The 17,505-nt window shown below is 57.5% G+C and carries 18 protein-coding genes and 1 pseudogene; 11 read left to right on the forward strand and 8 right to left on the reverse strand.

What is annotated here, in order from left to right; translation table 11 throughout:
* Positions 1 to 42: 42 nt before the first annotated feature.
* Positions 43 to 834: a PoNe immunity protein domain-containing protein gene (locus ACIOYV_RS04920; RefSeq protein ID WP_401321346.1), complete on the forward strand. Its 792-nt coding sequence runs from the start codon at positions 43 to 45 to the stop codon at positions 832 to 834.
* A 44-nt stretch (positions 835 to 878) separates the two neighbouring features.
* Here the strand turns inward: ACIOYV_RS04920 and ACIOYV_RS04925 are convergent, their stop codons facing one another.
* The gene (locus ACIOYV_RS04925) at positions 879 to 1,175 is read right to left on the reverse strand and encodes a hypothetical protein (protein ID WP_401321348.1); all 297 of its coding nucleotides are present in this window, start codon (positions 1,173 to 1,175) and stop codon (positions 879 to 881) included.
* Positions 1,176 to 1,551: 376 nt separating this feature from the next.
* On the opposite strand from ACIOYV_RS04925, the gene ACIOYV_RS04930 reads away from it, so the two are divergent.
* From ACIOYV_RS04930 to ACIOYV_RS04940, 3 genes are all read left to right on the forward strand, one after another.
* Positions 1,552 to 2,100 (forward strand): hypothetical protein, encoded by a 549-nt coding sequence (locus tag ACIOYV_RS04930; protein WP_401321351.1) that lies wholly within the window; start codon positions 1,552 to 1,554, stop codon positions 2,098 to 2,100.
* A 193-nt stretch (positions 2,101 to 2,293) separates the two neighbouring features.
* Positions 2,294 to 2,563, forward strand: a complete 270-nt coding sequence (locus ACIOYV_RS04935; protein WP_054614835.1) for a DUF2790 domain-containing protein — start codon at positions 2,294 to 2,296, stop codon at positions 2,561 to 2,563.
* 91 nt (positions 2,564 to 2,654) lie between these two features.
* Complete coding sequence (locus ACIOYV_RS04940; protein WP_401321354.1) at positions 2,655 to 3,050, forward strand: hypothetical protein; 396 nt, start codon at positions 2,655 to 2,657, stop codon at positions 3,048 to 3,050.
* Here the strand turns inward: ACIOYV_RS04940 and ACIOYV_RS04945 are convergent.
* On the reverse strand, positions 3,047 to 3,316 hold the full coding sequence (locus tag ACIOYV_RS04945; RefSeq protein ID WP_054046253.1) for a DUF1652 domain-containing protein: 270 nt from the start codon (positions 3,314 to 3,316) through the stop codon (positions 3,047 to 3,049). The two genes, ACIOYV_RS04940 and ACIOYV_RS04945, sit on opposite strands and share 4 nt — an antisense overlap.
* A gap of 381 nt (positions 3,317 to 3,697) precedes the next feature.
* Here ACIOYV_RS04945 and eco point away from each other — a divergent pair, with 381 nt between their 5' ends.
* Positions 3,698 to 4,180 carry a serine protease inhibitor ecotin gene (gene eco / locus ACIOYV_RS04950; protein ID WP_401321358.1) on the forward strand — a complete coding sequence of 161 codons (483 nt, stop codon included), beginning with the start codon at positions 3,698 to 3,700 and terminating at the stop codon, positions 4,178 to 4,180.
* 164 nt (positions 4,181 to 4,344) lie between these two features.
* Entirely contained in the window at positions 4,345 to 4,650 is a 306-nt protein-coding gene (locus ACIOYV_RS04955; protein WP_401321361.1) for an NIPSNAP family protein, read from the forward strand.
* A 31-nt stretch (positions 4,651 to 4,681) separates the two neighbouring features.
* Here the strand turns inward: ACIOYV_RS04955 and ilvA are convergent.
* Positions 4,682 to 5,677: pseudogene (ilvA, locus tag ACIOYV_RS04960) on the reverse strand (threonine ammonia-lyase, biosynthetic); the annotation flags it as partial.
* Between the two features lie 259 nt (positions 5,678 to 5,936).
* Between ilvA and ACIOYV_RS04965 the strand changes: the two are divergent.
* The gene (locus ACIOYV_RS04965) at positions 5,937 to 6,272 is read left to right on the forward strand and encodes a DUF2834 domain-containing protein (protein WP_401321364.1); all 336 of its coding nucleotides are present in this window, start codon (positions 5,937 to 5,939) and stop codon (positions 6,270 to 6,272) included.
* Positions 6,273 to 6,399: 127 nt separating this feature from the next.
* Here the strand turns inward: ACIOYV_RS04965 and ACIOYV_RS04970 are convergent, their stop codons facing one another.
* Both ACIOYV_RS04970 and ACIOYV_RS04975 read right to left on the reverse strand, forming a co-directional pair.
* On the reverse strand, positions 6,400 to 7,323 hold the full coding sequence (locus ACIOYV_RS04970) for a magnesium transporter CorA family protein (RefSeq protein ID WP_054046260.1): 924 nt from the start codon (positions 7,321 to 7,323) through the stop codon (positions 6,400 to 6,402).
* Between the two features lie 7 nt (positions 7,324 to 7,330).
* Positions 7,331 to 8,905 (reverse strand): RimK family protein, encoded by a 1,575-nt coding sequence (locus tag ACIOYV_RS04975; protein WP_401321368.1) that lies wholly within the window; start codon positions 8,903 to 8,905, stop codon positions 7,331 to 7,333.
* A 92-nt stretch (positions 8,906 to 8,997) separates the two neighbouring features.
* Between ACIOYV_RS04975 and rimI the strand changes: the two genes are divergently transcribed.
* The gene (gene rimI, locus ACIOYV_RS04980; RefSeq protein WP_401321371.1) at positions 8,998 to 10,095 is read left to right on the forward strand and encodes a ribosomal protein S18-alanine N-acetyltransferase; all 1,098 of its coding nucleotides are present in this window, start codon (positions 8,998 to 9,000) and stop codon (positions 10,093 to 10,095) included.
* Positions 10,096 to 10,228: 133 nt separating this feature from the next.
* Here the strand turns inward: rimI and ACIOYV_RS04985 are convergent, their stop codons facing one another.
* Together ACIOYV_RS04985 and ACIOYV_RS04990 are read right to left on the reverse strand one after the other, a co-directional pair.
* Positions 10,229 to 11,380, reverse strand: a complete 1,152-nt coding sequence (locus ACIOYV_RS04985; RefSeq protein ID WP_401321374.1) for a PQQ-dependent sugar dehydrogenase — start codon at positions 11,378 to 11,380, stop codon at positions 10,229 to 10,231.
* A gap of 51 nt (positions 11,381 to 11,431) precedes the next feature.
* Positions 11,432 to 11,746 (reverse strand): hypothetical protein, encoded by a 315-nt coding sequence (locus ACIOYV_RS04990; RefSeq protein ID WP_163910026.1) that lies wholly within the window; start codon positions 11,744 to 11,746, stop codon positions 11,432 to 11,434.
* Positions 11,747 to 11,948: 202 nt separating this feature from the next.
* Here ACIOYV_RS04990 and ACIOYV_RS04995 point away from each other — a divergent pair, with 202 nt between their 5' ends.
* Positions 11,949 to 12,824, forward strand: coding sequence for a Ku protein (locus tag ACIOYV_RS04995; protein ID WP_163910025.1), 876 nt, complete (start codon positions 11,949 to 11,951; stop codon positions 12,822 to 12,824).
* A 34-nt stretch (positions 12,825 to 12,858) separates the two neighbouring features.
* The gene (gene ligD / locus ACIOYV_RS05000) at positions 12,859 to 15,378 is read left to right on the forward strand and encodes a DNA ligase D (protein WP_401321377.1); all 2,520 of its coding nucleotides are present in this window, start codon (positions 12,859 to 12,861) and stop codon (positions 15,376 to 15,378) included.
* 115 nt (positions 15,379 to 15,493) lie between these two features.
* Here the strand turns inward: ligD and lpxO are convergent, their stop codons facing one another.
* Positions 15,494 to 16,393, reverse strand: a complete 900-nt coding sequence (gene lpxO / locus ACIOYV_RS05005; RefSeq protein ID WP_054046274.1) for a lipid A hydroxylase LpxO — start codon at positions 16,391 to 16,393, stop codon at positions 15,494 to 15,496.
* A 482-nt stretch (positions 16,394 to 16,875) separates the two neighbouring features.
* Here lpxO and ACIOYV_RS05010 point away from each other — a divergent pair.
* The coding region (locus ACIOYV_RS05010) for an ATP-binding cassette domain-containing protein (RefSeq protein WP_401321380.1) at positions 16,876 to 17,505 on the forward strand (630 nt) is incomplete at its 3' end.

The raw sequence follows: 17,505 nt of genomic DNA on the forward strand, positions 1-17,505 counted from the left end.
TTGATCGAACCAATAAATCTCTGCCCTTCAGAAGCCGCCGCCATGAACAAACGACAAAAATACTTCAGTGAATATCAGTACAACAAGTTTCTCAAAGAATATGACGAGGTGATCGAGTTTTTCCAGACCAACACCTTTCAGTCTGACTCACCCGAAGAAGAGGCGACAATTCGTTCAACGCACTTTAAGCAGTTGGCACTGGACAAGCTTTTAGCCGCTTACACGGCAGGTGAGGAAATTGCCTCTCTCATACCGTTGCTTGAAGTTCTCATAGAAAAATACGAAGCCAGGCAAGCCAGACTAGCGGAGTACCAGAACAGTCCCGACATATCGCCGCTCGCGATAGACGATTGGCCCGACGAATTTGAAGAATGCGTGCAAGTTATCGGCTTCTGCGTTCTGCTGCATCGCATTGATTTACTTCAGCGTTTTGTCCTGCTGATAGACCGTGCAGGTTATGCCGGCGACGATACACTCTATGAAGATCTGCTGATAAAGGTGTTGCCAAACAGACACGATGTGGACCAATGGTTTCATGACGTCTATTCACATTTGATTCGAGCCATTTACGCAGAGAGCAAAGCGGACGCTACCAATTTTCTTAAAAAATACTGCAAACAATGGTACCCCGCCTTCAAGCAAGCGCCTTGGCATGACAGTCATTTACAGGGCAAGGATGGGAATTACGTCGGTTACTGGGCGGTAGAAGCGGGAGCCATTGCCTTTTTGTACGACATCGACGACAGCGACATCGATCACCGGGTTTATCCCAAGGATCTCGTTGAATACGCCCGAAACCAGAAAGTCTTGAATGCATTGCGCTCGGGTATTTAGCTTTAAAACCTGCCTCATAGGAGACAGGTGTGTATCAGCAGGCGTCAGGCCGGCGCTGTCCAGCCCAACATCTGCTGTTGCGCGACCTGCAATAGGTCGCAGCCGTCTTGCGTCAGCAGATACAGCGCGTGGGTGATGTGCGGAATGTCCTGGACATCACCGTTCTTGAAGCACTGGCAATGGAGTGTTTCGAGCAAGTTGCTGGAGGCACGGATGCGCTGTAGAGCGGCTTCGAGAATGTCTTGGGGATTGGCCTCGGTGTCGATGACCATGGGGTTTGTGTCGGTAACGTTGCTTTTGATTGAACGATAACGACCGGTAACAGGATTTAACGTTGGCATAGTGATTACTCATCTGTTTTGAGGTAACCGCCAGCACCGTGACCAAACGATGGGAGGCGGACTGTGCACAGGCTTGGTCAACCGAGAACAGAAACTCAGCTCGCCCGAAGGCGTCCTGCACACAGCCGCCACAACAATGCGTCTTAAGGACATAGATGTCCGCAAGGCGAATCATGGCACACATGTGTGCACTGTTCTCAGGTGACCAAACCTGTTCGCTGATTTTGCAGCGAGGCCAAACAGTAAACGCTGCAAGCCTGCCGGCGAAAGTCGACAACTCGCCCAAGCCTGTAGGAACGGTACGAAGCTTTCTTAGGATTTTTCACCCTGACCGGGTAGCGCTGTAGGCCCCCACAACAGAATGGACTCACCCACAATGAAATCACCCTGGCCATACGTCTTCGCAGTGCTGCTAACCACCCCGGCCGATGCGCAACCACTCAAGACTATCCTCACCTGCCCTTTAGCCGGCCACTCCAAGGTATCGCTGCTGGCCGAGCCCGCCGAAGACGGCCATCGTCTTTTCATAAAACTCGACGGCAACACCCACATCGCCTTCACCGATATGCCCCAAGAGGACTTCATCGGCCGCATCGTCCTGGCAAAGTGCGTGTCCTCAACCCTGATGTTCGCCCTCGAATACGGCTCGCCCTATATGAAAGGCGTCGTGCTGCGCAAAAACCCGATCACGCACAGCGTCGAGCAAATCAATTTTGCCGAGAAGGCCCTGCCCCGTTGGCTCTATCTGGGGCCGCAGCAAATGCGCCTGGTCATGCCAAACGAAGGCTATGAAGTGCCGACGAAGTTACTGCTCTATGACTACGTGGCCGGCAAAGGCCAGGCTGAAACGGCTGTCGGCATTGACACGCTTCCCGAGACGCGCGGTTTTAAAGTCTTGCACTTGGAGAGGCGTTCTTTTAACTAACTTACCGGTCCCACATGAAACCTCTGTCAGAAACCGCCTCACGACAGGTGGCATCAAGTCGCGTTAACCATCGCTTAACCCCGCGGTCCAAACCTGTACGGGACCGCACGCCTTCAGGCTCTCCTGATGCCCAGTGCGGCAGGTTCGACGCTTTCACGTCGAGCTGACTTCAAGCCTGCACCGGAGAATTTCCATGAACATGCGCACGTTGCTGATCACCACCGCCCTCGCCTGCACTGCATTCGCCGGCCTGGCCCAGGCCGCTGACACTTCAACTTCCCAGGCTGTGCCGTACACATACGGTATGCCGCTGAATGTGGGCAAGGTGATTGCTTTGACCGAGCCGTCGACCCTGGACTGCAAAGTAGTCAAGGCCGACATGAAGTACATCGACAGCGCCACGGGCAAGCCTTCTGAAATCACTTATCGGAAATTGTCTGACGCCTGCAGTTATCAAAACTGACGGAAGGCTCTGATTCGGCGTTTTGCGGTAGGCGTGTGAGGGTTGTGGCGCTATGCTTTGGGCGCCTCCCTCACTGCCGCAAGGATTCGCCATGCAGTTATCGTTTCGTACGTTATCGACGTTCACCGCCGCGTTGTGTTTCGCACTGGCGTTGGTGTGGGGTTTGATGCCGGATCGGTTGTTGGCGATCTGGAGTATTGAGTATTCGTCAGCGGCGGGATTGGTCGCGCGGCGCAGCGCGGTGTTGTTCGCAGCGCTGGGGGTGATGTTTTATCTGATTCGCAATGAAGCACCCTCCTCAACCCGCAGTGCGTTGTGCACCGGGTTTATTGTCGGCTGCTGGGGGCTGGCGGCACTGGGCTTCGGCGAATGGCTGAATGGCCATGCCGGGCCAGGGATTTTGCTGGCGGTCGGGGTCGAACTGGCGCTGGGCCTGGGATTTTTCCAGACCCGGCGCGTGTCGGTGAAACTTGAAACAGCGGGCTAAAGCGCTTTCCGGTCAAGATGCAACGGCTGGACTTGCGCCCTGTGCTGCATGTCTGAACGAAGTTCGGCGATCAGGTCGTTGATTTCCCGACAACCATTCAAGCGTTTGGCGTTGATACCGGTCACCAACAGATCGAGCTGATCGGTTTGCGTGTCGGCATAGACTTTGATGGTCATCGACAGGTCCGGCGACAGCGTGCATTGACAGCGCTTCGGCAGGAAACTGCTTTCAATGATATTGCGAAGTTCCAAGGCAGATAGAAACATGGCGACCCTCTCCTTAATGTGAGACTGCCAATCAACATAAATATCGGTCTGTTCGGAGTAACCCGTTTGTCGTCCATGCGGGCCTGAATACTCCAGACTTGACCGTTCTCTCGTAGCGCCGCTGGCTCATTAAAATCACCGCCCAGCTAAAGACAGCTACAGCATAAAACATGCCTGTAATTCCGCTTTGCATCTCGTCGGCAAATCAAAGGTTTACAGAAGGTGCTAGCAAATTTCCTCATGCAATTTGCAAGGAAGACCGGTCGAAGCCCTGCAAATTGCAGGCATCCAGCGCGGGGTTGCATTTGCCGGGAATGAAAGTAAAAAATGCTACCCAATATTTCAGTATCCGCTGACCCCGGTCACACGCAAGGAGGCATCATGAGTTCTTTGACCTTTATCACTACCGTCGGGCTAATAACTGCCGGGCTGTCGTGCGCAGTACACGCCGCGAAACTTGAAGATGTCGCGCCGTTTCCCAAGGCCGAAAGTGGTTTCACTCGCCAGGTCATTCATCTGGCGCCGCAACCCCAGGAAGATGGCTATCAGGTTGAAGTTCTGGCGGGCAAGACCTTGAACGTGGACTGCAATCGTCAGCGCTTGGGCGGGATACTTGAAGAGAAGAATCTTGAGGGTTGGGGTTATCCGTTCTATCGCCTGGAAAAGGTGATTGGCCCGATGAGCACGATGATGGCTTGTCCGGATGGCAAGACCAAAAAGGATTTTGTGCCGGTGGTCGGGGACGGGTTCATGTTGCGCTATAACAGCAAGTTGCCGATCGTGTTGTATGTTCCCAAGGATGTTGAGGTGCGTTATCGGATCTGGTCGGCGTCGAGCAAGGTTGAGAAGGCTGTTCAGGAATAAGCCACCACAATAATTCCCTGTGGGAGCGAGCTTGCTCGCGATGACGGAATGACATTCAACATTGATGTTGGCTGACAGGTCGCTATCGCGAGCAAGCTCGCTCCCACAGGGGAATTGCGGTATTCCATCCTTCATTGTCTGGCATTAAACACAGGAGCTGCCTTTTGATTACCTGCCACGTCAAATATGTAATCGATCCCTACAAACTCAGTGAATTCGAATCCTACGCCCAGGCCTGGCTCGGGATTGTCGAGCGTTTGGGCGGGACGCATCACGGGTATTTCCTGCCGTCCGAGGGCGCGAGCAATATCGCCTACTGCCTGTTCAGTTTTCCGTCGCTGGCGGACTACGAAAGCTACCGCCACATCGCCATGACCGACCCGGAAAGTACCGCGTTGGTGGCCTCGCTGGTCGAGAAGAAGTTTATCGTCAGTTACGAGCGCACGTTCCTGCGCCCGATGTTGCCCTGACCTGCGTTCACGCCGGCGCGCCACAAGCAGCGGCGCGCTCGGCGACATGGCGCAGGCTGTCGAAATTGATATTCGCGCCAGAGTCGATGGCCACCAGGGTCTGACCGCGAGCGCCGGTTTGAGCCACGTACTTCTTGATCCCGGCCACGGCCAATGCGCCGGAAGGCTCGGTGATCGAGCGGGTGTCGTCGTAGATGTTCTTGATCGCGGCGCAGAGTTCGTCGTTGCTGACGGTGATCACCTCGTCGACACAAAACCGGCAAACCTCAAAACCATAAGCGCCGATCTGCGCCACCGCCACGCCATCGGCGAAGGTGCCGACGTTGGGCAAAACCACCCGTTCACCGGCCTGCAACGCCGCCGCCAGGCACGCGGAATGTTCCGACTCGACGCCGACGATGCGCACCTCCGGGCGCAGGTATTTGACGTACGCGGCGATGCCGGCGATCAGGCCCCCGCCGCCGACCGGGACGAAGATCGCATCCAACGGGCCTTGATGCTGGCGCAGGATTTCCATGGCGACAGTGCCCTGCCCCGCGATCACGTCAGGGTCGTCGAACGGCGAGACAAAGGTGCGACCGGTTTGTTTGGCCAGGTCCAGAGCGTGTTCCAGCGCGAACGGAAAACTCTCGCCATGCAGCACTGCGTCGGCGCCCCGACTTCGCACGCCCAACACCTTCAACTCGGGCGTGGTGCACGGCATGACGATGGTCGCGGCGATCCCCAACTGACGGGCCGCATGCGCCACGCCTTGGGCATGATTGCCGGCTGAAGCGGTGATCACGCCGCGAGCCTTTTGCTCAGCGCTGAGCTGCACCAGTTTGTTGTAGGCGCCGCGGATCTTGAAGGAAAAGGTCGGCTGCAGGTCTTCGCGCTTGAGCAGGATCTGATTACCCAGCGCCTCGGACAATGCGGGTGCCGGTTGCAGCAGCGTGCGCACCGCCAGTTCATACACTGGTGCGGCGAGGATCTTTTTCACGTAGTGCTCAAGCAAACGTTGCTGGGCGGTGGCGCTATTCATACTCATCTCCTGTCCTACGCCGGATGTGTTCCGGTTCAAGACCCAAGAGACAGAAAGTAAAAACCCGCCTCTAGGGCGGGTTGGGTGCTGCAGTCGTGAGCTAGCCCGCCAAATAAGGAATGGCGGTAATAATGCTTGGCTGGCAGCGCAATACGGTGGAAGTCATGGCTGGAAATTAGCCGGGCATTGGTGGCAAGTCAATGGCCAATTTTGTCGAGCCTCTGTAGGCTGGCGATTCTGCTCATTGTCCCCAAGGAAGGAAACCATGAAGTCTGTCGCCCTGCCCCTGATTGCCCTGATTGCGTTTGCCGGCTACACCGTTTCGGTGATGTTGCAGGCCGAACAGTCGTTGATCGAGTTTGGGATCAGCCTGATGTCGCGGCCGGATACAGCACAGGTGGTGATTGATCTTTATCTGTTGGCGACGCTGGCTGGGGTTTGGATGTACCGGGATGCTCGCCAGCGTGGCCGGTCGGGGTTGTCGGTGATGCCTTATCTTTTGCTGACGGCTGTTTTTGTGTCGATTGGGCCGTTGTTGTATTTGGTGGTTCGGGGGGTTCGGGATCGCAAAGATTCGGTCAGCTCAGCTCAAGAGGTCTGATCCTGTACTAGCGGTGTTGTTGGGATCGCTATCGCGAGCAAGCTCGCTCCCACAGGGGATTTGTGAACACCACAGAACCAATGTGGGAGCGAGCTTGCTCGCGATGGCGGCCTGAAGAGCGCCACCATCACCTCGCCAAGCGCCTGAGCCCCAACACCATCACCCCGGCGCCAAGCATCATCGCCGTCAGGAACAGCGGATAGGACACCCACCACGGTGTGCCCGCCGTCATCATGCTGAACTCGGACATGCCGCCAATGCTGGCAATCAGGTTCAGCGGCAAAAACACCACGTTGATCAGCGTCAGTTTGCGCAGCAGGTTGTTCATGCTGTTGTTCATCAGGTTGCCCCGGGCGTCGATCAGCCCGGAGAACACCGTGGAGTAGATTTCCGCCTGTTTGTAGCACTGGTTGTTTTCGATGATCAGGTCGTCGATCAGGCCGATGGCCTCGGCGCTGAAGTGCTCCTTTTCCGCGTGGTTGCGCAGGCGGGTCAGCACGGCGCCGTTGCTGTGGATCGCGTTGATGTAATAGATCAGGCTCTCGCTGAGGTTGAACATCTGGATCAGGTGCTGGTTTTCCATCGAGGCGTTGAATTTCTGCTGTAACTCCCGGGCAACCAGTTTGATCACCTTCAGGTGGCCCAAGTAGTGATGGATGTTGTTGAACAACAAATCCAGCAACACATCCAGCGGCGTATTGAGCCGCTGGCGGGTGCCGAGACCATGCAGCGGCGAATCGTCGGTGGCGATCACCAGCAAGCGGCCTGGCGAGAACAGCAAGCCGCAGGACGACACCTCGAAGGCCAGGCTGCCGGCGCCGGAATAGTTTTCCGGGCGTTTCCAGATCAGGAACAGGTTGTCGGGGTGAAACTCGATGCGCGACACCTCGTCGGGGTCCAGGGCCGAGGCCAGGGCGTGCTCATCGAGCTTGAAATGGCTGTGCAGCAAATCGCGCTCAGCGGCGTCGGGGTTGCTGAACAGCATCACTTCGGCGTCCAGCCGTTCGACGGTGTGCAGGGCGCCGTGGGTCAGTTGAAAACTCTTGATCATCGGCCGCTCACCAGGCCTGGCCGCGACGTTTGAGCTCCAGGCGGCGCACGAACTCTTCCAGCACCAGCGAGTACAAATCGTCCTGCAAATAAGCGTCTTCGATGCCGGCGTCCATGTTCGGGTTGTCGTTGACCTCGATCACCACCACTTTGTCGCCGGACTGCTTGAGGTCGACGCCGTAGAGGCCGTCGCCGATCAGGTTGGCAGTCTTCACCGCCAGCTCTACCACGGCGCGCGGCGCTTCGTGGACTGCCAAGGTGCGGCATTCACCATTGATGTCCTGACCCTTGGCCTTGTGGTTGTAGATCTGCCAATGGCCCTTGGACATGAAGTACTGGCAGGCAAAAATCGGTTTGCGGTTGAGCACGCCAATGCGCCAGTCGTACTCGGTGTAGAAGAATTCCTGCGCCAGCAACAACACCGAATGCTCGAACAGTTCAGCGGTGGCTTCGAGCAAGGCTTGTTGGCTTTCGACCTTGATCACGCCTCGGGAGAAACAACCGTCGGGGATCTTCAACACCAGCGGAAAGCCCAAGCGCTCGCCGACCCGCTCGAAGTCTTCCGGTCGTTCCTTGTAGAGAATTTCAGTGGCGGGCATGCCGAGTTGATGGCTTTTCAGCAAGTCGGTCAGGTAGACCTTGTTGGTGCAGCGCAGGATCGACGTCGGGTCGTCCATCACCACCAGCCCTTCGCTTTCGGCTTTTTTGGCGAAGCGATAGGTGTGGTTGTCGACACTCGTAGTCTCGCGGATCAGCAGCCCGTCGTATTCGGCGATGCGCGCGTAGTCCTTGCGCTCGATCAGCTCGACGTCGATGCCCAGGGTTTTGCCGACCCGGACGAAATTGTCCAGGGCCTTGGCGTTGGACGGCGGCAACGCTTCCTGCGGATCATGCAGGATCGCCAGGTCATAACGGGCCAAACGCCGGGAACGCGGCACACGCCAGATCTTGCGACTGAAATTGTCCAGGGAGTTGGCAAACTGGTCTTCCTGATCTTCGCGCAACTTATGTAACGCGCCGAATTTTACACCTTCAATGTGCCAACCATTAGTTCTTCTAAACTCAACTAATAATATAGGACACGGAAACACTTCAAATAACTGTCGCGCCAGATCCTGTAGCGGCTCGATATTTGTCTTGCCGAAATACAGGGTTAGCGTAAATCCTTCTGTATCGCTGTAAAGATGATTACAGAGGGCTTTTTCCAGGGGTTTGTCCAGATCATCCAGGGCCAGCCCGTAAAGGGACTTGCGCGTCAGTTCGCTAATGGTTCGCACCGACGGGATGACCTTGTGTCCCCGGGCCTCAGCCAGCAGCGAGCAGTAGTAGCCGTGCCCCAGGTACTTGTAGCTGCGGCACAGGTTGATCACCTGGACCCGTTTGCCCTGCTCGTTGTCGCGGGTTTGTTCCAGGTATTCCTGAGCCGTGACGATGTCCTCGCTGGGGAAATACGACGCCCAGTCTTCCTTGCGTTCGACGATGATAATCAACTGACTTGAAGTTCTGACTGCATCATTTAAATAAGTTGCCGCCGGCAAAGTTTGCTCGGATACTTCGCGCCAATGACCTTGTACCGCTGACATAGTGATTGATCCGTTGGAGAACAAGACCTTTCCTATTAAGCACGAACTTTTTCGAAAGTCCCGTTTCGTTACGCAACTTTTACGGCGGTCATATGAATCCTGTCTTTCGCTTGGCGGTAGTTGAAGACTTACCCGCGTTGCTCCAACTCGAAGAGCAATGCTTCACCACGGACCGGCTCACCAGTCGCAGTTTTCAATGGATGATCACCCGCGCTCATGGGCAATTGCTGGTTGCCCAACACGAGGAGCAACTGGTCGGCTACGCCGTGGTGCTGTTCCACCGGGGCACGTCCCTGGCGCGGTTGTATTCGATTGCCATCGCTTCCGAGGCCAGAGGCAATGGCTTGGGCAAGCAACTGCTGGAGCGGATCGAAGCCTGTGCCCTTGAGCACGATTGCGCCTATTTGCGGCTTGAGGTGCGTATCGACAATCCAGCGGCGATTGCTCTGTATGAGCGCAATGGTTACCGGCGTTTCGCGCTGATTCACGACTATTACCAGGACCACGCGGATGCGTTGCGGCTGGAGAAACGCATCCTGCAGCACCGCGATTCGCGCAATATCCAGGTGCCCTGGTATCGCCAGACCACCGATTTCACCTGCGGCCCGGCCTGTTTGCTAATGGCCATGGGGGCATTGCAGCGGGATCGGTTGCTGGAACGTCGGGAAGAGCTGCAAATCTGGCGTGAGGCGACCACGGTGTTCATGACTTCGGGCCACGGTGGTTGCAGCCCGCAGGGCCTGGCGCTGGCGGCGTGGCGACGCGGGTTTCGCGTGCAATTGCAACTGAGCATGGCCGGACCGTTGTTTCTCGATGGCGTGCGCGATGAGCATAAAAAGGACGTAATGCGCCTGGTGCACGAAGAGTTCACTGCACAGTTGCAGGACACCGATGTGGAACGGGTGATTGGCGGGACGCTGGATCTGCCTCGATTACTCGACGCGGGCGGTCAGCCGCTGGTGTTGATCAGTAGCTATCGCCTGACTCGCTCCAAGGCGCCGCACTGGGTAATGGTGACGGATTGCGATGAAGAGTTTGTCTACCTGCATGACCCCGATGTAGATCACAGCCAGCACCGCCAGCCCATGGATTGCCAGCATTTGCCGGTGAGTCATGGGGAGTTTGAGAAGATGTGCAGTTTTGGGCGGGGGAAGCTTCGAGCGGCAGTGATTCTCTATCGCCGGACCTAATACCCTGTGGCGAGGGAGCTTGCTCCCGCTGGGGTGCGAAGCGCCCCCCTGTGCATCGCAGACAAAACGAGAAACCAATTTGCGACTGCTGCGAAGCCGAGCGGGAGCAAGCTCCCTCGCCACAGGATCTCCCTTACTTCAGGCCCACCTTGTAAATCGCGCCATCCTCCTCATCCGTCAAAACATACAAATACCCATCCGGCCCCTGCCGCACATCGCGGATCCGCGCCTTGAGCTCGCCCATCAAGCGTTCTTCATGCACCACTTTGTCACCATCGAACTGCAACCGGATCAGTTCCTGACTCCCCAGCGCGCCGATAAACACGTTGTGCTGCCAAGGCTTGAAACGATCGGCGTCATAGAACGCCATGCCACTGATAGCAGGAGAGACTTCCCAGACGTGGTGTGGCGGGACGGTGCCTTCGGCGGTCTTGCCCGTGGCCTCCGGGATCGGCTGGCCGGAATAGTTGATGCCGTTGGTTGCCAGTGGCCAGCCATAGTTCTTGCCGCGTTCGATCACGTTAATCTCATCGCCACCTTTGGGGCCATGCTCGTTTTCCCAGATCGTCCCGCTCCACGGATTCAGCGCCAAACCTTGGGGGTTACGCTGGCCGTAGGACCAGATTTCCGGACGCACACCCGCCTGACCAACAAAGGGGTTGTCATCCGGCACCTTGCCGTCCGGGTAAATCCGCACGATTTTGCCTTGCAGCTTGTCGAGGTCCTGGGCGGTCATGCGGTCATTGTTTTCGCCAAGAGAGATGAACAGATAACCGTCACGATCGAACACCAACCGCGAACCGAAGTGGTTACCGACCGAGAGCTTCGGCTCCTGGCGGAAGATCACCTTGAAATCCTTGAGCGTCGTCAGGTCGTCGGACAAACGCCCGCGTCCCACTGCGGTGCCGGCCTTGTCGCCTTCCCCGCCACCTTCGGCGTAAGACAGATAGACCATGCGGTCCTGTTTGAAGTCCGGCGACAACACCACATCGAGCAAACCACCCTGCCCCTTGGCCCAGACCTTCGGCACGCCGCCGATTGGCGCCGAGCGTTTGCCATCCGCAGTAACCACCCGAAGGTTGCCGGGACGTTCGGTCACCAGCATGCCCTGGCGATCCGGCAGAAATGCCAGGGCCCACGGGTGCTCCAGGCCTTTGGTGATCGGCGTGACCTCGAGGGTGCCTTGTTCGCTTTTCAGTTCCTGGGCGGGCGCCGCGAAAACAGGCGCGGCGGCGGTAATCAGTGCGCTGGCGCAGAAGGTGGCCAGGAGGGTTTTACGCAACATGCACGCTTCCTTTTGTGGTTCGAATGGCTGACAGAACCTCAGCTCTGCCGTTCAACGGTTGCTGCTGTCCGAGTCCCGGGGTGGTGGATTGGGAATGAATTTCGGTGGCGTACTGGGGGCCGCTTTGTTTTGCGGATAGCGATTGCCAATACCGCCGTTTTCCACGGTCGGCGGACGCGGCACAGGGGCGAATGTCGGTTGTCGGGTGGCCGGTTGCGTGCCTTGCATGCTGTTGGGGTTGGCCCGGTGAATCGGGCTGTTGTAGGGATTGTTATTGCTGCTGCCGGTCGGGCTCTGGGCCAGGGCCACCGGGCCGAGCAAACCGCTCAAGGCCAGCACGGTGCAGCCGAGCACAAATCTGTTCATGGAGAGCCTCTCTACGGATACGGGAATAGAGTCTTCGATGCCACGCTACGCCCGACGTTCGGATTTGTTAACTGAAACCTCCTTCACAGATGTAACACCCGTTTGCTGCACCGCTGATCCCCCCGCAGGGCCTGGGCGAAAGCCGCTGAAACTTTTGCGCCGGGCCACGGGTCACCTGATCATCACTTGCGAGTAGACGAAGATGGCCCGAGCAATCTGGAAAGGCGCAATCAGTTTTGGCTTGGTGCACATCCCTGTGGCACTGGTGTCGGCGACTTCATCTCATGGGGTGGATTTCGACTGGCTCGACAGCCGCAGCATGGATCCGGTGGGCTACAAACGCGTCAACAAAGTCACCGGCAAGGAAGTCACCAAGGAACACATCGTCAAAGGCGTCGCCTACGAAAAGGGCCGCTATGTGGTGCTCAGCGAAGAGGAAATTCGTTCGGCGCACCCGTTGTCGACCCAGACCATCGACATTTTTGCCTTTGTCGACAGCGAACAGATCCCGCTGCAAAACATCGACACACCCTATTACTTGGCGCCGGACAAACGCGGTGGCAAGGTCTATGCGCTGCTGCGTGAAACCCTGAGCAAAACCAACAAGGTCGCCCTCGCCCATGTCGTGCTGCATACCCGGCAACACCTGGCGGCGCTGATGCCGCTGGAATCGGCCATGGTGTTGGTGATGCTGCGCTGGCCGGCGGAAGTGCGCAGCCTTGATGAACTGGAGTTGGGCAGTGAAGTGACCAAACCCGAGTTGGCCAAGGGTGAACTGGACATGGCCAAGCGCCTGGTCGAGGACATGAGCGCCGACTGGAAACCCGAAGATTACCGCGACAGTTTCGAAGACAAGATCATGGCGCTAGTGGAGAAAAAGGCCAATGAAGGCAAGATCGAGGACGTCGAGAGCACCGCCGGCGAAGAGGAACGTAAAACCGCGGATGTCATTGATCTGACCGAACTGCTCAAACGCAGCCTCGGTGGCAAGGCAGCCAGCAAACCGGCGGCCAAGCCGCGCAAAGCCGCCGCCAAACCGGCCCCGGCGAAAAAAGCCACGAAGAGTTCTCGTGGCTGACCGCCCGCGAAATCGCCGCACAAGGTAGTACGCCATGGCTAAATCGGTGAGTGAATACACACGCAAACGCAACTTTGAGATCACTTCGGAGCCGCCTGAAGCAGCGCCGGCCAAGCGCGGCAAGAAAACGCCTTCGGCCTTGCGTTTCGTGATCCAGAAGCATGATGCGCGCAACCTGCATTACGACTTTCGCCTGGAACTCGACGGCACCCTGAAAAGCTGGGCCGTGCCCAAAGGCCCGAGTCTGGACCCGACGCAAAAGCGTCTGGCGGTGCATGTCGAGGACCATCCGATCAGTTACGGCACCTTCGAAGGCAGCATTCCCGAGGGTCAGTACGGCGCCGGCGATGTGATTGTCTGGGATCACGGCGTCTGGCAACCGATTGGTGACCCACAGGAAACCTACAAGGCCGGCAAACTGAAATTCACCTTGATCGGTGAAAAACTCTCCGGTGACTGGGCGCTGGTGCGCACCCATCTGCGCGGCAGTGGCGACAAGGAGCAATGGCTGCTGATCAAGGAAAAGGATCAACAAGCGCGGCCGATCAGCGAGTTTGACGTGGTCGCCGAGTTGCCCAAAAGCGTATTGAGTGATGCGACGGTGGGCGACAAAACCAAAAAGGCCAGCAGTAAATCCGTCAAAAAGCCCAAAGCAGCCAAACCCAAGCCAACCGCCCTGCCCGAACAATTCAGCCCGCAACTGGCCACGCTGATGGACAAGGCCCCGGCCGGTGATTGGCGCTATGAAATCAAGTTCGACGGCTACCGGATCCTCGCCCGGATCGACAATGGCAAGGTGCGGCTGCTGACCCGCAATGGCCACGACTGGACGGCCAAACTGCCCCTGCAGGCCAAGGCCCTGGCCGAGATGAAACTCGACGGCAGCTGGCTCGATGGCGAAGTGGTGGTGCTCAACGACAAAGGCTTCCCGGACTTCCAGGGATTGCAGAACGCGTTCGAGATCGGCCGCTCCGTAGACATCATTTATTTCCTGTTCGACGCGCCGTTCCTGCATGGCGTCGATCAGCGTGAGATGCCGGTAGAAGACCGGCGCGCGGCGCTGAAAAAAGCCCTGGGGCGCAAGTCCCGGCAAATCCTGCGCTTCTCCGAGGCTTTTACCGCCAAACATCAGGACATCGTCGAGAGTGCCTGTGCCTTGTCGCTGGAAGGCGTCATCGGCAAACGCGCTGGCAGCCCTTACGTGTCACGCCGCAGCCCGGACTGGATCAAGCTCAAATGCCGCTTGCGTCAGGAATTCGTGATCATCGGCTATACGGCGCCGCAAGGTTCTCGCAGTGGTTTCGGCGCCCTGCTGCTGGGGGTTTACGACGATAAGGGGCTGGTCTATGCCGGGCGCGTTGGCACCGGGTTCAATCAGGCCAACCTCAAACTGTTTCATGGACAGTTGCAGAAGATCGAGCGCAAGACCTCACCGCTCGACAAACCGTTGACCGCCGCTCAAGCCCGGGGTGTGCACTGGGTCGAGCCGACGCTGGTGTGCGAAGCCGAGTTTGCCGAGTGGACCCGCGAAGGCGTGGTCCGGCAAGCGGCGTTTATCGCCATGCGCACCGATAAACCGGCTGCTGAGATTGTCCGTGAACAGCCGCAGTCCCCCAAGGCGAGCAAACCTGTGACCGAGAAGAAAACCAGCAGCAAGGACAGCACCGTCGCCGGGGTCAAGATTACGCATCCCGAGCGTGTCATCGACAAGGACAGCGGCACGCAGAAACTCGAACTGGTGCAGTTCTACGAAAGCATCAGCAAATGGATCCTGCCGTTCCTGCGCGACCGGCCGGTTTCACTGTTAAGGGCACCGGAAGGCGTCGAAGGCGAACAGTTCTTCCAGAAACACGCCGAGCGCCTGGCGATCCCCAACATCAAACATCTGGACCCAAACATCGACCTTGGCCACGCGCGCCTGATGGAAATCGACTCCGTCCAGGCACTGATCGGCGCGGCGCAAATGGGCACCATCGAGCTGCATACCTGGGGCGCGACCACGGACAAGATTGAAACCCCGGACCTGTTCGTCCTCGACCTCGACCCAGATCCGGCGCTCCCATGGAAAAGCATGGTTGAGGCCACGCAATTGACCCTGTCGGTGCTGGATGAAATCGGCCTCGAGGCATTTTTGAAAACCAGCGGTGGCAAAGGCATGCACATCATCGTGCCGCTGGCGCGCAAGGATGATTGGGACACGGTCAAGGCGTTCGCCAAAGCCATCGCGCAGTTTATGGCGCAGCAACTGCCGGAACGGATCAGCGCGACCATGGGCCCGAAAAACCGGGTCGGCAAGATCTTCGTCGATTACCTGCGCAACACCCGTGGGGCCAGTACGGTGTCAGCGTATTCAGTGCGGGCGCGGCCGGGGTTACCGGTGTCGGTGCCGATAGCGCGGGATGAATTGACGGCGCTGCACGGTTCGCAGGAATGGACCGTGGCTAATTTGCTGGAGCGGCTGGAGGGATTGAAAGAGGATCCGTGGGCGGGGTATGCGAATCGGCAGAAGATCACGGCGAAGATGTGGAAGCAGTTGGGGGCTACAAAGCCATAGTTGATGTGTTGAATGTTCTGGCCTCTTCGCGGGCAAGCCTCGCTCCTACGGGTCACGCAATACCCTGTAGGAGCGAGGCTTGCCCGCGAAGACGTCAGCCGCCCAGATACAAAACTCAGATCAATACGAAAACCGCCAACAACCCACCAAAAATCGCCCACTTCTCAAAGTAGTACCGGGCACGGTTACGCTTCTTCAGCTCCTTGCCGCGCAGCCGAACCTTGTAGATTTTGGCGAACAGGCGATTGATGCCGCCGGTCTTGTCGCCCGCATCATTCGGTGCGCCCGCCGCCGACATGACATTACGGCTGAACCAGGCATTGAACGCCGCCGCCCAGCGATACTTCATCGGGCGCTCGACATCGCAAAACAGAATGATGCGGTTCTGATCGGTGGTGTTTTCCGCGTAGTGGATGAACGTTTCATCGAACATCACCGCTTCGCCGTCGCGCCAGTGGTAGTTCTCACCGTCGACATTGATGTAGCAACCGGCATCGTTGGGCGTTTCCAGGCCCAAGTGATAACGGTAAGAACCGGCATACGGGTCGCGGTGGCGCACCAGTTTGGAACCTGGCGGCAGTTCAGCAAACATCGCGGCCTTGATCGAGCCGATGCTTTGCACCAGTTCGGTGGTGCGCGGGCAGAGTTTCTCGGCAGAAGGATGACTGTCGCCGTACCACTTCAGATAGAAACGCTTCCAGCCGCTCTTGAAGAACGAGTTGAAACCCACGTCATCGTATTGGTTCGAGCGCTTGATCTCCCCGGCCCGAAGCAGGTTCTGCCCTTCGGCGCGGATTTCTTCCCAATGAGCCTGCAACGGGCTCAGGTCCGGAAAGTCGGCCGGGTTGAGGTAAGGCTTGCTCGGGAGTTTGGAGAACATATAGAGGAAGCAATTGATCGGCGCCAGAAACGTCGAGTGATCGCTCAGTTGACGGCCCAATTTGTGGCGCACGCGTCCGCGCAGATGAACGTACGCGATCGAGATAACATAAATAGCGGCAATGATGAGTTTCACGGCAATCGTCACACGTCAGAAGTGAACAAACTGCGCAGCCGGCCAAGCGGTCTGGCGCAGTGTCTGAATACGAAACAGCGGTCCCGGTGGCACGTCCTTGAGCTCATGCCAACAGCGGCATTGGGTGAATAGATGGCATTTTAGCCACGGTTTGTAACAAATAGTTAGCTAAGAACTGTGAAAATGTGTCCGCTGATGCTGCCAAAGTGCCCGCGCAGGCTCAACGCCCTATCGTTTAAAGAGCCAGACCAGTACAATCGCCGCCAAACATTACGCGCCCCCCTTGGTTGATGACGGGAATGAACCCCGCCTCAGCGCACTTAGACTCGGGCCAAGCGCTCCATTGCTGCTGTCCACTTATTGCCAGATGGACCTTCCGCTTCTGACCGGGATGCATTTCCCGTGGTTTGAATACCGGAACCAGGTACTGAATCGGTACTGCCGCACCTTTAGCTACTCTGAATGCTTCGCAGGAAAAACCTTTGATTTCTACAGCTAACATCACGATGCAGTTCGGCGCCAAGCCGTTATTCGAGAACGTTTCGGTCAAATTCGCGGCGGGCAACCGCTATGGCCTGATCGGCGCCAACGGTTGCGGCAAGTCGACCTTCATGAAAATCCTCGGCGACGATCTCGAGCCGTCCGGCGGCCAGGTCATGCTTGAGCCGAACGTGCGTCTGGGTAAATTGCGCCAGGACCAGTTCGCTTACGAAGAATTCACCGTGATCGACACCGTGATCATGGGTCACGAAGAGCTGTGGAAGGTCAAGGCCGAGCGCGATCGCATCTACTCGCTGCCGGAAATGACCGAAGAAGACGGCATGGCCGTGGCCGAGCTGGAAACCGAGTTCGCTGAAATGGACGGCTACACCGCCGAATCCCGTGCCGGCGAACTGTTGCTGGGCCTGGGTATCGGCATCGAGCAGCACTTTGGCCCGATGAGCGAGGTTTCCCCAGGCTGGAAACTGCGCGTATTGCTGGCCCAGGCGCTGTTCTCCGATCCTGAAGTGCTGTTGCTCGACGAACCGACCAACCACTTGGACATCAACACCATCCGCTGGCTGGAAAACATTCTGACCCAGCGCTCCAGCCTGATGATCATCATCTCTCAC

This window comes from Pseudomonas sp. NPDC087342 (assembly GCF_044744265.1).
In the GTDB taxonomy this organism is placed as follows: Bacteria; Pseudomonadota; Gammaproteobacteria; order Pseudomonadales; family Pseudomonadaceae; genus Aquipseudomonas; species Aquipseudomonas nunensis.

Excerpts from the sequence above, each read along its gene's own strand:
- ACIOYV_RS04920 (WP_401321346.1), top strand. The coding sequence starts at position 43 with ATGAACAAACGACAAAAATACTTCAGTGAATATCAGTACAACAAGTTT.
- ACIOYV_RS04945 (WP_054046253.1), bottom strand. The coding sequence starts at position 3,316 with ATGTTTCTATCTGCCTTGGAACTTCGCAATATCATTGAAAGCAGTTTC.
- ACIOYV_RS04990 (WP_163910026.1), bottom strand. The coding sequence starts at position 11,746 with ATGAACAGATTTGTGCTCGGCTGCACCGTGCTGGCCTTGAGCGGTTTG.
- ACIOYV_RS04940 (WP_401321354.1), top strand. The coding sequence starts at position 2,655 with ATGCAGTTATCGTTTCGTACGTTATCGACGTTCACCGCCGCGTTGTGT.
- ACIOYV_RS04930 (WP_401321351.1), top strand. The coding sequence starts at position 1,552 with ATGAAATCACCCTGGCCATACGTCTTCGCAGTGCTGCTAACCACCCCG.
- ligD (WP_401321377.1), top strand. The coding sequence starts at position 12,859 with ATGGCTAAATCGGTGAGTGAATACACACGCAAACGCAACTTTGAGATC.
- ACIOYV_RS04965 (WP_401321364.1), top strand. The coding sequence starts at position 5,937 with ATGAAGTCTGTCGCCCTGCCCCTGATTGCCCTGATTGCGTTTGCCGGC.
- ACIOYV_RS04985 (WP_401321374.1), bottom strand. The coding sequence starts at position 11,380 with ATGTTGCGTAAAACCCTCCTGGCCACCTTCTGCGCCAGCGCACTGATT.
- ACIOYV_RS04935 (WP_054614835.1), top strand. The coding sequence starts at position 2,294 with ATGAACATGCGCACGTTGCTGATCACCACCGCCCTCGCCTGCACTGCA.
- ACIOYV_RS04975 (WP_401321368.1), bottom strand. The coding sequence starts at position 8,905 with ATGTCAGCGGTACAAGGTCATTGGCGCGAAGTATCCGAGCAAACTTTG.
- rimI (WP_401321371.1), top strand. The coding sequence starts at position 8,998 with ATGAATCCTGTCTTTCGCTTGGCGGTAGTTGAAGACTTACCCGCGTTG.
- ACIOYV_RS04970 (WP_054046260.1), bottom strand. The coding sequence starts at position 7,323 with ATGATCAAGAGTTTTCAACTGACCCACGGCGCCCTGCACACCGTCGAA.
- eco (WP_401321358.1), top strand. The coding sequence starts at position 3,698 with ATGAGTTCTTTGACCTTTATCACTACCGTCGGGCTAATAACTGCCGGG.
- ACIOYV_RS04925 (WP_401321348.1), bottom strand. The coding sequence starts at position 1,175 with ATGCCAACGTTAAATCCTGTTACCGGTCGTTATCGTTCAATCAAAAGC.
- ACIOYV_RS04995 (WP_163910025.1), top strand. The coding sequence starts at position 11,949 with ATGGCCCGAGCAATCTGGAAAGGCGCAATCAGTTTTGGCTTGGTGCAC.